Origin of the sequence: Egicoccus sp. AB-alg2, from assembly GCF_041821065.1 — a bacterium.
Classification (GTDB): domain Bacteria; phylum Actinomycetota; class Nitriliruptoria; order Nitriliruptorales; family Nitriliruptoraceae; genus Egicoccus.
Map to the genome: position 1 here is coordinate 50,553 of NZ_JBGUAX010000007.1, position 13,635 is coordinate 64,187.

Below are 13,635 nucleotides of genomic sequence, written 5' to 3' on the forward strand. Positions count from 1 at the left end.
GACTCACGATGAGTGTCCGGCGCCCCTCGTGCGTCGGCTACTGCAGGTAGCCGCGCACCTCCTCCTCGGAGAGGATGACGTCGACGGAGTAGCCGTCGGGCTGGCCTTCGACGTCGGCCAGCCACTCGTCGAGCTCGTCGCTGGTCACGTCGTCGGGCAGGGGCAGGAACAGCGTGTTGCCGTTCTCGAGGTTGTCCTCGGCGATGGCCTCGCCCTGGAGCTCCAGCAGCGCGAAGCGCAGCGCGGTGGCGCCGACGCCCGGCGGGTTCACGACCCCGATGGTGTCGATGCCGGCCTCGTCCCACAGCCGCAGGTAGCCGGCGCGGGCCTCACCCGTGGTGGTCAGGTCGAGCCGGTCCTCGTCGATGAGCGCCCGCAGCACGCCCTCGGCGACGCCGTCCTGGGCCCAGACACCGTCGATGGTGTCACCGTGCTGACCCAGCAGCTCCTGCATGACGGTCTGGCCCTCGGCCTGGCTCCAGTTGGCGTTGCCCTGGGCCACGACCTCGATGCCGGCCTCCTCGAAGACCTCCTGCGCACCGCCCCATCGGGCCTCGTTGGCCGGGTGGCCGGCGATGCCGTTGACGCCCACGATCTGGGCGCCCTCGCCGAGCTGCTCGGCGAGCCAGCGGGCGCTGATCTTGGCCCATTCGGCCTGGTCGATGACGACGTTGGTGACGGCCTCGCTGGTCACCGCCTGGTCGACGGCGTAGATGCGCACGCCCTCGGCCGCGGCCTCCTCGAACGCGGCGTTCAGCGCGTCCGGCGAGTTCGGGTTGATGATGATGGCGTCGACGCCCTGGTTGACGAGGTTGCGGATCTGCTCGATCTGCCCGGCTTCGTCGACGTCGTCGCTCTCGATGATGAGGTCGTCGACGAGCCCCTGCTCCTCGTACTCCGCGAACACCTCCTGGATGTTGTCGAGCATCTGGGTGCGCCACTCGCTGCCGGTGAAGCCGTTGCTCACCCCGATGGTGAAGGGACCGGCGGCTGCCTCGCCGCCGTCACCCGCTTCCTCGCCGGCCTCCTCGCCGGTGCCGGCGGCGGTGCCGTCGTCCCCGTTGCCGCCGCATGCCGTCAGGACCAGCGCCACAGCGGTGCTGATGCCCAGCAGCAGTCGGCCTCTCGAACGCGTCGAGCGCATGCCGTTCCTCCCTGTTCTTCTCCCGCGTCTCACGCGGGTTGTCTGCCACGACCGCCGATGCCGGGACGTGTCCCCGACGCGGTCGTGGTGATCACGTCACCCCGTTCACGAGGCGATCCACCGCCCCCGGTGCCAGCACCTCGGCGAGCACCATCGCGCTGGCGCCGGTGATGCCGGCGCGATCGCCCAGCTGCGCGGGCACCACCCGGAGGTGGCGCGTCGCCAGCGGCAACGACCGTCGGTAGACGACCTCGCGGACGCCCGCGAGCAGTTGCTCGTGCGCGTTCGCCATGTCACCCCCGATGACGATCACGGCGGGGTTGAAGAAGTTCACGGCCGCGGCCAGGACGGCACCGAGCTCGCGGCCCGCCTCGCGCACCGCGCGGGTGGCCTCGCGGTCCCCCGCCAGGACCAGGTTCACCACGTCGCGGGCGTCACGGGCGGAGGAGCCGAGCGAGCGCAGCCGTTCGGCGATCGCCTGGCCGCCGGCGACGGCCTCCACGCAGCCGGTGTTGCCGCAACGGCACAGCGCGTCGTCGGCACCGGGCACCCGGACGTGCCCGAGGTCGCCGGCGGCGCCCTGCGCGCCGCGGTGGACCCGCCCGGAGGCGATCACGCCGCAGCCGATGCCCGTGCCGACCTTGATGAACAGCAGGTCGTCCACCTCGTGGCGCCAGGCCGCCCAGTACTCGCCCAACGCCATGATGTTCACGTCGTTGTCGACCAGGACCGGGACGTCGTAGTCGGCGAAGTGGGCCGGCACGGGATAGCCGTCCCACCCCGGCATGATCGGCGGTGAGACCGCCCGTCCCGAGCCGTGCTCGACCGGGCCGGGCAGCCCGATGCCGATGCCCCGCACGTCGGCGCGCCCACGGCCCAGTTCGTCGAGCAGCTGCTCGAAGCCGGCACGAACCCAGTCGAGCACGGGGCCGGGACCTTCGGCGATCGCCCGGTCCTCGGCCCGCTCGACGAGCAACTCGCCGGCCAGGTCGGTCACGGCGAGGCGGGCGTGGGTCGCCCCGAGGTCCGCGACGAGCACCAGACCGTGGTCGTGGTTGAACCGCAGCCGCACCGCCGGACGTCCGCCCGTCGAGGCGCCGGCCCCGTCCTGGACCACCAGGCCGGCCGCCAGCAGCGCGTCGACGCGCTGGGAGACCGCCGTCCGGGAGATCCCGCTGAGCTCGACCAGCTGCGGACGGGTCGAGGCGGCGCCCTCCCGCAGCAACTGCAGCAGGTGCCCCGGTGAGCCCGGCGCGGTCGTCGGCCACCCGTTGGTGGTGGTCAGCAGTTCTCCCATGGCGGTAGTGATAACCGACCCGACTTCCGTCTGTCAACATCAAAAGCCCGAGGTAGTAGGGACGCAAGTCCCGCAGATCCCACCGAAGCCTTCCGCCAGGACCGCTTCGCGCATCAGCATGGCTCGGAGTGCCTACGGAAACCCGGCGCGCTCATGACCTTTTCGGGCCACCGGCATTGACCTTGCGTCGGTTGTATGGCTTAACTTCGTGTGTCAACCGACAGAAGCAGCCCGTGGCGGTAGTCGGTCCCGGCGTGAGGGAGCGAGCCACGCCGCCACCCCGAGGGAGAGGAACGGGAATGCCGCACCGCACCACCACCCCCGACCGGACGGTGACGCGATGACGAACGCGAACACGGGCGTCCTGCGCCGCGTCTGGCTGAGCCTGGCCGCCGTCGGCCTCGCCGTGGCGATGGCCATGGCCGGCACCACCTCGGCCGAAGCCGCCGCCGAGCGGGCGACGCCGAACAAGCCCGACCACGCCAAGTGCAGCACCGGCCGCAACATCCCGCTGAACCACGTCTCGATCCAGCTGTGGACGTTCAACTCGGCCATCAACCAGCACGGCATCGAGCACGTGCTGACCGAGCTGGCCGACATGGGCTATCGCAACATCGAGCCCTTCAGCTACCACGGACTGTCCGCCCAGGAGTTCAAGGACCTCGCCGACGACCTCGGCCTGCGGATCCGCAGCCGTCACGGCAGCACCAACGAGGCCAACTGGGACAGCCACCTGGCGGACGCCAAACTGTTCAACCAGCGCTGGACCGGCTCGGGCGGCTTCGCCTCGCCGGGCATCAACAGCTACGAGAACGTCCTGGCCACCGCCGAGACCCTCAACCGGCTCGGTGAGCGCTCGGTGAAGAACGGCACCGGCAAGATCTTCGGCCACAACCACGCCGTCGAGTTCGAGACGCAGTACGTGGACGTCGAGGGTGACGGCGAGCTCAAGAGCGCCTGGCAGATCCTGGTCGAGAACACCGACCCGCGTTGGGTGACCTTCCAGCTCGACGTCGGCTGGGCCGACCGCGCGGGCGAGGACAGCGTCGCGCTGCTCGAGGAGTTCGGCGACCGCATCGAGCTCCTGCACGTGAAGGACTTCGTCACGGACGAGGACGGCAACTGGGTCTCGTGGGTCCCCGTCGGTGACGGCGAGATCGACTGGCCGGCCGTCTTCCGCGCCGCCCAGGGCAACGTGAAGCTGTACGTCGTCGAGCAGGACTTCCCCGCCGACGCGTTCGAGACCGCCCAGCGCAGCATCGACTACCTCGACTGCCTGAGCTTCTGATCCATCCCGACGGCCCCGTCCCCGGTCATCCCGGAGGGCGGGGCCGTCCCTGTCCCCGCACCACCGCCGCACCACCATCGAGAAAGGACGCACCGTGACACGCACCGGGGTCTGGCTGGTCGGCGGACGCGGCTCGGTCGCCACCACGGCCATGGTCGGCGCGGCCGCGGTCGCCGCTGGCGCCGCGCGGCCCGAAGGCATGGTCACGGCCTCGGCAGGCTTCGACCAGGCGCGGCTGGCACCCGTCGACGACCTGGTCTTCGGCGGGCAGGACGTCGTCTCCACGCCACTGGTCAAGCGCGCCGAACAGCTCGCGCAGGGTGGCGTGTTCCCGGCCCCGCTGGTCGGTGTCGTCGAGGACCGGCTGTCCGTGCTCGACGAGCGCGTGCGCACCTGCCCCGCCGCGGGCGACACCTCGCCACGCACCGCCGTCGACGCCATGCGCCACGACCTCCACGCCTTCCGCGCCGCCGAGGACGTCGAGCGCCTCGTCGTCGTCAACCTCGCCTCGACCGAGGCACCGGCGGCGTGGGAACAGCCGCCGCTGCGCACCGAGGACCTCGACCGCAGCTTCGACGCCGGTTGGGACGCGGCCACGCCCAGCCTGGTCGCGGCGATCGCCGCCCTGGAGGCCGGCGCCGCGTTCGTCGACTTCACCCCCGGCGCCGCTCTGACGGCGCCGGCCGTACTGGCGCTCGCCGAGGAGCGGGGCCTGCCCGTCGCCGGTCGCGACGGCAAGACCGGCGAGACGCTGCTGAAGTCCGTGCTGGCCCCCATGTTCGCCCACCGCCACCTGCCGGTGCACTCCTGGGCCGGGACCAACCTGCTCGGCGGCGGTGACGGCGCCCGGCTGGCCGACCCGGCCCACGCCTCCAGCAAGCTGGCCAGCAAGGGCCGCACGCTGGAGACCATCCTCGGCCCCGACGTCACCCAGCCCGTCCACATCGACTGCGTGCCGGACCTCGGCGAGTGGAAGACGGCCTGGAACCACGTCCACTTCACCGGCTTCCTGGGCACCGGGATGCAACTGCAGCTGACGTGGCAGGGCTGCGACTCGGCCCTGGCCGCGCCGCTCGTGCTCGACCTCGCCCGCCTGCTCGACCTCGCGCTGCAGCGGGGTGATCGCGGCGCACAGGCCGGGCTCGGCTACTTCTTCAAGGACCCCGTAGGCACCGACGACCACGGGTTCTGGTCGCAGCTGTCCACGCTGGAGCGCTGGGTGGCCGGCGCATGACCGCCCGCCACCCCGCCCCCGCCGACCTCGCCGACCTCGTCCGCCTGCCCGCGGTGCTCAGTGTGCCCGGCGACGTGCTCGCCGGCGCCTCGCTGGCCGTCGACGACCGGCGCCTGCCGGCCCGGGCCGCGGCCCTGGCCAGCGCGTCGTGCCTGCTCTACCTCGGCGGCATGGCGCTCAACGACGTCGCCGACCACCGGATCGACCAGGACGAACGGCCCCACCGGCCGATCCCGTCGGGGCGGGTCCCGCTGGCGACCGCCACCCGTCTCGGCCACGGGCTGATGGCGGCCGGGCTCGGGCTGTCGGCGCTCGCGGGCCGTCGCTCGCTGGCGGTCGCGCTGCCGCTGGCCGGCGCCGTCTACGCCTACGACTTCGCGCTCAAGGACACCGCGGCGGGGCCGGCGGCGATGGCGGCCTGCCGGGTGCTCGACGTGCTGCTGGGCGCCAGCATCGGTCACACGCGGCGGGCGGCCCCCGCTGCCGCGGCCGTGGGACTGCACACCTACGCGCTCACCACGGTGAGCCGCCACGAGACGACCGGCGACCGGCCCGACGTCGTCCGCGGCGCCGCCCTGGCCGGCCTGGCCGCTGCCGCCCTCACCGGCGGGACCGTCCGGCGCCGTGGCCGCAGCGGCGGCCGCCTGCTCGCCGCGGCACCGTTGCTGGCGCACGGGGCCCTGCAGGCCCGCGCCGCCCAGCGGGCGGTGCGGACGCCCACGCCGGCCGCGACTCAGCAGCTCGTCGGCACGAGCGTGCTCGGGTTCGTCCCCTTGCAGAGCGCCGTCTCGATCGCCTGCGGTCGACGCGTCCTGGGTGCGGGACTGTTGTCGTTGTGGCCGGTCGCACACCGCCTCGCCCGGCGCCGGGCCGTGACGTGAGCCGCCTGCGCTTCGCCTACGGCACCAACGGGCTGGCGGACCACCGGCTCGGCGACGCGCTGGCCCTGCTCGCCCACCACGGCTACGACGGCGTCGCGCTCACGCTCGACCACCACCACCTCGACCCGCACGCGCCCGACCTGCGCGCGCGGGTCCGGGCCGTGCGCCGCGACCTCGAACGCCACGGGCTGACGGCGGTCGTGGAGACCGGCGGAAGGTTCGTCCTGGATCCATTCCGCAAGCACGAGCCGACGCTGCTGTCCGACGACGGCCGCGAGCAGCGCCTGGCATTGCTGATGACCGCCGTCGAGGTGGCCGCCGACCTGGGCAGCGAGGTCGTGCACCTGTGGTCGGGTCGGCGCCCCGACGAGGTGTCTCCCGCGGTCGCCTGGGACCGGCTGGTGGCCGGCTGCGCGCAGCTGCTGGCCGCAGCCGAGGACCACGGGATCCGGCTGGCCTTCGAGCCCGAGCCCGGCATGCTCGTCGACCGCCTCGACGCCTGGGAGCGCCTGCGCGACGTGCTGGACCGGCATCCGCGCTTCGGCGTCACGCTCGACCTCGGCCACTGCGTGTGCCTGGAGGACGATCCCGTCGCCACCTGCGTGCGCCGCGCCGGCGACGCGCTGTTCCACGTCCAGGTCGAGGACATGCGCCGCGGAGTCCACGAGCACCTGCCCTTCGGCACGGGTGAGCTGGACCTGCCCGCCGCCCTGGCCGCCCTGCACGACCTCGACTACCGCGGGCTCGTGTCCGTGGAGCTGCCGCGTCACAGCCACACGGCGCACACGCTGGTGCCCACGTCCCTGTCCGCGTTGCACGCCGCCGACCGGGAGGTCGCCCACCGATGACCACCACCTCCGACACGCCCGTACCCGACGCGGCCGCGCTGCTGGCGATGCTCGACCGGCGCCTCGAACCCGACGGCCGCGCCTGGTACGAAGCCGCCGTCGCCGCGGTCCGCGCCGACCCCACGGCCGTCCGTGCCCGCTTCCCCGCCGTCGGCCGTGAGCTGGGCCGCCGCCCGCTGGCCCCCGACGCCGACCCGCAGGACCTGCACATCTGGTGGGTGGAGGACGCCGGGCGCGCGGGCCTGCTGCTCGCGCTCGGGCCGGCCGTCGAGGCAGAGCTGGCCGACCTGTACCGCTTCGGCGACGCGGCCGAGCGGCGCGGGATCCTGCGGGCACTGCCGTACCTCGACCTCGCCGACCACGGTGTCGGGCTGGTCGAGGACGCGCTGCGGACCAACGACCTGCGCCTGATCGCCGCCGCGCTGGGGCCGGCCGCGGACCACCTCGACGACCACGCCTTCGCGCAAGCGGTGCTGAAGGCCGTGTTCGTCGGCCTGCCACTGCACGGCGTGAGCGGCCTCGACAGGCGGGTCACGCCGGACCTGTCGCGGATGCTGGCCGGCTACGTGCACGAGCGGATCGCCGCCGGTCGCGACGTCCCCGCCGAGGTGTGGCCGCTGATCGACCGGCATCCGCCCGCCGACGAGCTCGCGGCCATCACCGCCGAGCTCGACCATCCCGTCGCCGACCGCCGTGACGCCGCCCGCGCCGCCCTGCGCCAGCGGGCCGTCCGTACCTGATCGGAAAACCCAGATGCGCCTGTTCGACCCGCACGTCCACATGACCTCCCGCACGACCGACGACTACGAGGCCATGGCGGCCGCCGGGGTGCGCGCGATCGTCGAGCCCGCGTTCTGGCTCGGCCAGCCGCGCACGAACGTCGGCAGCTTCGTCGACTACTTCGACGGCCTGCTCGGGTGGGAGCCGTTCCGGGCCTCGCAGTTCGGCATCCGCCACTTCTGCACGATCGCGCTCAACCCGAAGGAGGCCAACGATCCCGGGCTGCGGCGCGACGTCCTGGAGCTCCTGCCGCGCTACCTCGCCAAGGACGGGGTCGTCGCGGTCGGCGAGGTGGGCTACGACAGCGCGACGCCCGAGGAGGACGAGGCGTTCGCGGCACAGCTCGAACTCGCCAAGGCCCACCGGCTGCCCGTGCTGGTCCACACCCCGCATCGCGACAAGCTCGCCGGCACCCGCCGCACGCTGGACGTCGTGCGCGAGGCGGGGATCGATCCGGCGGACGTCATCGTCGACCACAACAACGAGCTGACCGTCGACGTCGTCCGTGAGCACGGTTGCTGGGCGGCGTTCTCCATCTATCCCGACACCAAGATGGACGAGGTGCGGATGGTGCGCCTGCTCCAGCAGCACGGCACCGAGCGCATGCTCGTCAACTCCGCCGCCGACTGGGGCCGCAGCGACGCGCTGAAGGTCGCCAAGACGGCGCGGGCCATGCTCGACGCCGGCTTCGACGAGGACACCGTCGACCAGGTGGTGTGGCGCAACCCGGTCGAGGTCTTCGGACGCAGCGGGCGGCTCGACCTCGACACCCCGGCCGACGGCTTCGACGCGACGGCGACCTTCGCGGGCAACTCGGTGCTGCGGGGCGAACGGCCCGCCTGATGCGCCTGCGACACGCGGACGGCAGCACGCTCCACCTGGCCTACTGCAGCAACGTCCACGCCGAGGAGACCCCGGACGCGATCGCCCGCCGCCTGGCGACGATCGCCGGCCGCATCCGTGCGCGGACGGACATGGCGCGCATCGGCGTCGGGCTGTGGCTCCCGGCGGCCGCCGCCCACCACCTGCGCCGCGACGGCGACGCCCGTGCCCGGTTCCGCGACGACCTCGAACAGGCGGGCGTCGAGGTGGTGACCTGCAACGCGTTCCCGTACGCGGCCTTCCACGCCCCGGTGGTCAAGCGCGATGTCTACCGGCCGGACTGGGCCGATCCCCGGCGCGCTGCGTTCACCGTCGACGTCGCCCACGTCCTGGCCGACCTGCTGCCCGACGACGTCGCGCAGGGCTCGATCTCCACGCTGCCGCTGGGCTGGCGGGCGTGGCTGGACGCCGACGGCCGGCGGGCGGCCGCCGAGGCACTCACCGACCTGGGTCGCGCGCTGCAGGACCTGGCCGAGCAGCGCGGGCGCACCGTCCGCGTCGGCCTGGAGCCGGAGCCCGGCTGCACCCTGGCGACCGCGGCAGCCGTCACCGAGTGGGTGGCGGACCTGAGCCAGCCGATGATCGGGGTCGCGCTGGACGCCTGCCACCTCGCGGTGGAGTTCGAGGACCCCGCGAAGACGGTGCGCCGGCTCGCGCAGGCCGCCACGCCGGTGGTCAAGCTGCAGGTCGCCAGCGCGATGCGCTCGGCCGACGGGCGCCTCGACGACCACCGCGAGCGTCTCGGGCCCTACGTCGAACCCCGCTTCCTGCACCAGACCCGGGCCGCCCCCGCCCCCGACGACGGCCGCGTGCCGGGGACCGACGACCTGCCCGAGGCGCTGGCCGGCGGCCTGCCGGACGGGCGCGAGTGGCGCTCGCACGTCCATGCCCCGGTGCACCGTGCCGAGGGCACGACCCAGGACGTGCTGATCGCGCTGCTGGACGAGGTCGTCGGCGGGCCGGCGCCGGTCACCACGCACCTCGAGGTGGAGACCTACACCTGGACCGTGCTGCCGCCCGCCGAGCGGCCGGTCACGGACCACGACCTCGCCGACGCCCTCGCGAGGGAACTGACCTGGACGCGCGACGCCCTGCTCGCGCGCGGATGCACGGAGATCACGCCATGACCACCCCCGTCGTCGTCCTCGACGTGGTCGGCCTGACGCCGGCGCTGCTGCGGTCCATGCCGCGGCTGCAGGCGCTGGCCGCCGAGGGGTTCGCCGCCCCGCTGGACACGGTGCTGCCGGCCGTGACCTGCACGGTCCAGTCCACGCTGCTGACCGGCCGGCTGCCCCGCGACCACGGCGCCGTCGCCAACGGCTGGTACTTCCGCGACCTCGGCGAGATCCTGTTCTGGCGCCAGCACAACGCGCTCGTCCAGGGCGACAAGGTGTGGGAGCAGGCCCGCCGTGCCCGCCCCGACCACCGCACGGCCAACCTGTGCTGGTGGTATGCGATGGGCGCGAGCACCGACCTGACCCTCACCCCCCGGCCCGTCTACCACGCCGACGGGCGCAAGTCCCCGGACTGCTACACCTCGCCGCCGGAGCTGCGCGAGCGACTGCAGGCGAAGCTCGGTCCCTTCCCGCTGTTCCACTACTGGGGCCCGACCGCCGACCTCACCTCCTCGCGCTGGATCGCGGACGCCGCCCGACACGTGCTGCGCGATGACCCGGTCGACCTGCTGTTGGTCTACCTGCCGCACCTCGACTACGACCTGCAGCGCTACGGCCCCGACGACCCGCGCGTGGTCACGGCCGCCCGCGAGATCGACGGTGTCGCCGGCGCCCTCGCCGACGAGGCGCGGTCGGCCGGAGCGGCGGTCGTCGTGCTGTCGGAGTACGGGATCACCGCGGCCGACCGCCCCGTCGACGTCAACCAGCACCTGCGTCGGGCGGGGCTCCTGGACGTGTACACGCAGGATGGGATGGAGTACCTCGACCCGTGGACGTCGTCGGCCTTCGCGGTCGCCGACCACCAGGTCGCCCACGTCTACGTGCCGCACGCGGACCTCGTCCCGAAGGTCGCCGACCTGCTGCGCGGCCTCGATGGCGTCGAGGAGGTGCTCGACGAGGACGGCAAGCGGCGGGCCGGACTCGACCACCCCCGGTCGGGCGAGCTGGTCCTCGTCGCCGAGCCCGGCGCCTGGTTCACCTACCGGTACTGGCTGGACGAGGCCCGGGCACCGGACTTCGCCCGCACCGTGGAGATCCACCGCAAGCCCGGCTACGACCCCGCGGAACTGTTCTTCGACCCGGCCGACCGGTTCGCGAAGGCACGCGCCGGGCTGACGCTGGCGCGGCGCAAGCTGGGCTTCCGTGGCGTCCTGGACGTCGTCCCGCTCGACCCGTCGCACGTCCGCGGCTCGCACGGCCGACTGCCGGACAGCGACGACGAGGGGCCGATGCTGCTGTGCAGTGACCCGCGCTTCGGCCGGGACCGGTTCGCCGCCACCGACGTCGCGTCGTTGCTGCTGGCCCTGTCCGGGCTGGAGGCGCCGGTCGGCTGACGTCACGCCGGTCGGGCTGGTCGGCGGCCGGCCACGTCGGTCAGCGGTCGCGGTCGACCACCAGGCGCAGCAGGTCGAGCAGCGGCTCCCGGGCCGCCGGCGGCAGGTCCTCGACGGCACGCCGCGCGCGGTCGGTGCAGCGCTCGATCTGCGCGTGGACCTCGGCCAGGGCCCCGCTCGTGACGACGAGGTCCCGTACCGCCGTCAGGGCGGCCTCGCCGGCCTCCGGCGTCGCCAACAGCTGCTGCAGCCGTCGACGTGCGTCGTCTCGCGCCCGTGCCCGCGCGAGCACGAAGAGCGCGGTCGGGCGCCCCTGGCGCAGGTCCTCCAGCACACCCTTGCCGGTCCGGCCGGGACCACCGAACAGCCCGAGGACGTCGTCACGGAGCTGGAACGCCAGCCCGGCCGCGTCCCCGAAGCGGGCGAGTACCCCGCACCACGGGCCGTCGTCGGCGACGACGGCCGCGCCCAGTTGCAGCGGCCGGGTCACGGTGTAGCGGCCGGACTTCAGCACCGCGATCCGCAGCGCCTCCTCGGGCCGGTCGACGACCCCGCCGGAACCACGAACCTCGAGGTACTGCCCCGCGATCACCTCGGCGCGCAGGCGCCGCATCGCGCGCAACAGCGCGAGGCGGCGGGCGGGCGGCAGGTCGACGTCCTCGAGCAGGTCGTCGGCCCACGTCATGGCGAGGTCACCGACCAGGATGGCGCCACTCGCGCCGAACCACGCCGCGTCGTCGCGGACGTGGGCGTGCTCGCCCCGCGACGCGGCCAGCGACGCGTGCACCGACGGCACGCCGCGGCGGCGCGGCGAGCCGTCCATGACGTCGTCGTGCACCAGCGCGAACAGGTGCGTGAGTTCCACGGCGGCCCCGACCGTCGCGACCGCATCCTCGGGCACCCCCTCGCCCGATGACGCCGCTGCGGCGTGGGCACCGGCCGCGACGAAAGCGGGCCGCAGGTGCTTGCCGCCGGCCCCCGCCAACCGCTGGAGCTCGGTGCCGAGCCGGGCGGCGGCCGCGTCCAGCTCGGTCAGTTCGCGGGTGCGCTCGGCCAGGAACGCCTGGAGGCGGCGCGACGCCGCGAGGCTCACCGCGGGCGCCGCCGTCCCGAGCACCGTTCCCCCCTTCTGCCGAACTTATGGCCGAAGTTTGCCGACTTCCGTCGAAGCTAGCCGGTCGCGGGTGCGCAGGGAAGGGTGAACCGCAGAACCACCCGCCGTTCCCGGCCGACCGCCGGACCGGGTCGCTTACAGTGCCGCTCCGCGTGCGGCAGCGCGCGTCGTCCACCATGAGAAGGCGAGGCATGACGGCAAGCGGCAGGCGCAGCGGACGACGCGGTGGCAGCTCCCCCGGCGAGTTGCTGCGGCTGATCATGGACGGGCGCGCGACCACACGCACCGCGCTCGCCGAGGTCACCGGCCTGGCCCGCTCGACGATCGCCCAACGCCTGGAACCGCTGGTCAGCAGTGGCCTCGTGCAGGAGACGGAGACCGGCGTGTCGACCGGCGGTCGGCCGCCGATGGTGCTGACCTTCAACCGCGCCGCCGGCGTCATCCTCGTCGCGGACATCGGCGCCACGCTGGTCCGGGTGGCGCTCACCGACCTGGCCGGCACGGTCCTGGCACGCACGTCACAGGAGCTGGCCGTCGCCGCCGGACCGGAGATCGTGCTGGGCGAGGTGCAGGCGCGCTTCGACGAACTGCTCGCCCAGGTGGGCCGCGCCGACACGGACGTGCGCGGCATCGGCATCGGCGTGCCCGGGCCGGTGGAGTTCGCGCGTGGCGTCGCGGTCAGCCCGCCGATCATGCCCGGCTGGAACGACTACCCGATCCCCGTACCGTTCGCGGCGCGCTTCCATGCGCCGGTGCTGGTCGACAACGACGTGAACATCATGGCGTTGGGCGAATACGAACGCTGCTGGCGCGACAAGGTCAACGACCTGCTGTTCGTGAAGATCGGCACGGGGATCGGGGCCGGCCTGATCGTCGACGGACGGATCCGCCGCGGCGCCCAGGGGGCGGCCGGCGACATCGGCCACATCCGCGTCGTGGGCGCCGACCACGTCGTGTGCCCGTGCTCGAACGTGGGCTGCCTGGAGGCGGTGGCGGGCGGCGGCGCGCTGGCACGCCAGTTGCGCGAACACGGCAAGCAGGCGGCCGGTCCCGCCGAGGTCGTCGACCTGGTGCGACAGGGCGACCCGGACGCCGTCGGCCTGGTGCGCGGTGCGGGGCGACAGCTGGGCATCGTGCTGGCCGGGCTGGTGAACCTGCTCAACCCGGCGGTCATCGTGGTCGGCGGGCGCCTCGCCAACGTCGACCAGCAGCTGCTGGCCGGCGTCCGCGAGTCGATCTACTCGCGCTCGCTGCCGCTGGCGACCCGCAACCTGCAGATCGTGCGCAGCCAACTGGGCGAGAACGCCGGCATCGCGGGCGCCGCCGCGCTGGTGCTCGAGCACCTGCTGACGCCCGACGCGGTCGACGCCCGCCTGGCCAGCGGGGGCCTCGCCGGCGTGACCGGCGCATCGGCCGCCACCGGCTGACGGCGACCCGCGCGCCGGGTCGCGCGCGTCGATCCGAGGGCTGCGAGCGGCTGCGCGTGCCCCCCGGTCCGCGCGCGGCCGACCCCGCCGCGCCGCGCACCGCCGAGGAAGATCCCGGGTGCCGCCCGCGACGCCGTCGGCGGCATCGAAGTCGGCCCCGCGGCGGACCGCCGGCCGACTTCCATGTGCGTCCTCGCCACTTCTTCGCGCGATCACGAACGAAGCTGGGCA

General features: G+C 73.8%; 12 protein-coding genes. 9 read left to right on the forward strand and 3 right to left on the reverse strand.

Translation table 11 applies throughout. The features are described from left to right. Nucleotides 1-37 precede the first annotated feature (37 nt). Both ACERM0_RS14415 and ACERM0_RS14420 read right to left on the reverse strand, forming a co-directional pair. Nucleotides 38-1,144: a substrate-binding domain-containing protein gene (locus ACERM0_RS14415; protein WP_373679310.1), complete on the reverse strand. Its 1,107-nt coding sequence runs from the start codon at nt 1,142-1,144 to the stop codon at nt 38-40. Nucleotides 1,145-1,235: 91 nt separating this feature from the next. Next, nucleotides 1,236-2,441: an ROK family protein gene (locus ACERM0_RS14420; RefSeq protein WP_373679311.1), complete on the reverse strand. Its 1,206-nt coding sequence runs from the start codon at nt 2,439-2,441 to the stop codon at nt 1,236-1,238. Nucleotides 2,442-2,781: 340 nt separating this feature from the next. Between ACERM0_RS14420 and ACERM0_RS14425 the strand changes: the two genes are divergently transcribed. The 8 genes from ACERM0_RS14425 to ACERM0_RS14460 all read left to right on the forward strand — a co-directional run bounded on the left by ACERM0_RS14425 (nt 2,782) and on the right by ACERM0_RS14460 (nt 10,863). Then, nucleotides 2,782-3,729, forward strand: a complete 948-nt coding sequence (locus tag ACERM0_RS14425; protein ID WP_373679312.1) for a sugar phosphate isomerase/epimerase family protein — start codon at nt 2,782-2,784, stop codon at nt 3,727-3,729. Nucleotides 3,730-3,823: 94 nt separating this feature from the next. Continuing rightward, the gene (locus ACERM0_RS14430; RefSeq protein ID WP_373679313.1) at nt 3,824-4,963 is read left to right on the forward strand and encodes an inositol-3-phosphate synthase; all 1,140 of its coding nucleotides are present in this window, start codon (nt 3,824-3,826) and stop codon (nt 4,961-4,963) included. Then, on the forward strand, nt 4,960-5,844 hold the full coding sequence (locus tag ACERM0_RS14435) for an SCO3242 family prenyltransferase (protein ID WP_373679314.1): 885 nt from the start codon (nt 4,960-4,962) through the stop codon (nt 5,842-5,844). Before ACERM0_RS14430 ends, ACERM0_RS14435 begins: the two co-directional genes overlap by 4 nt. A gap of 5 nt (nt 5,845-5,849) precedes the next feature. After that, entirely contained in the window at nt 5,850-6,692 is an 843-nt protein-coding gene (locus tag ACERM0_RS14440; RefSeq protein ID WP_373679650.1) for a sugar phosphate isomerase/epimerase family protein, read from the forward strand. After that, entirely contained in the window at nt 6,689-7,432 is a 744-nt protein-coding gene (locus ACERM0_RS14445) for an EboA domain-containing protein (protein ID WP_373679315.1), read from the forward strand. The genes ACERM0_RS14440 and ACERM0_RS14445 overlap by 4 nt, the downstream gene beginning before the upstream one ends. Nucleotides 7,433-7,445: 13 nt before the next feature. Beyond that, nucleotides 7,446-8,315 carry a TatD family hydrolase gene (locus ACERM0_RS14450; RefSeq protein ID WP_373679316.1) on the forward strand — a complete coding sequence of 290 codons (870 nt, stop codon included), beginning with the start codon at nt 7,446-7,448 and terminating at the stop codon, nt 8,313-8,315. Further along, entirely contained in the window at nt 8,315-9,481 is a 1,167-nt protein-coding gene (eboE, locus tag ACERM0_RS14455) for a metabolite traffic protein EboE (protein WP_373679317.1), read from the forward strand. The genes ACERM0_RS14450 and eboE overlap by 1 nt, the downstream gene beginning before the upstream one ends. Then, entirely contained in the window at nt 9,478-10,863 is a 1,386-nt protein-coding gene (locus ACERM0_RS14460) for an alkaline phosphatase family protein (RefSeq protein WP_373679318.1), read from the forward strand. The genes eboE and ACERM0_RS14460 overlap by 4 nt, the downstream gene beginning before the upstream one ends. A gap of 40 nt (nt 10,864-10,903) precedes the next feature. Here the strand turns inward: ACERM0_RS14460 and ACERM0_RS14465 are convergent, their stop codons facing one another. Beyond that, a complete protein-coding gene (locus ACERM0_RS14465; RefSeq protein ID WP_373679319.1) occupies nt 10,904-11,980 on the reverse strand; it encodes a polyprenyl synthetase family protein in 1,077 nt (358 codons plus the stop codon). Nucleotides 11,981-12,168: 188 nt separating this feature from the next. Between ACERM0_RS14465 and ACERM0_RS14470 the strand changes: the two genes are divergently transcribed. Next, nucleotides 12,169-13,404: an ROK family protein gene (locus ACERM0_RS14470; protein ID WP_373679320.1), complete on the forward strand. Its 1,236-nt coding sequence runs from the start codon at nt 12,169-12,171 to the stop codon at nt 13,402-13,404. Nucleotides 13,405-13,635: the final 231 nt, after the last annotated feature.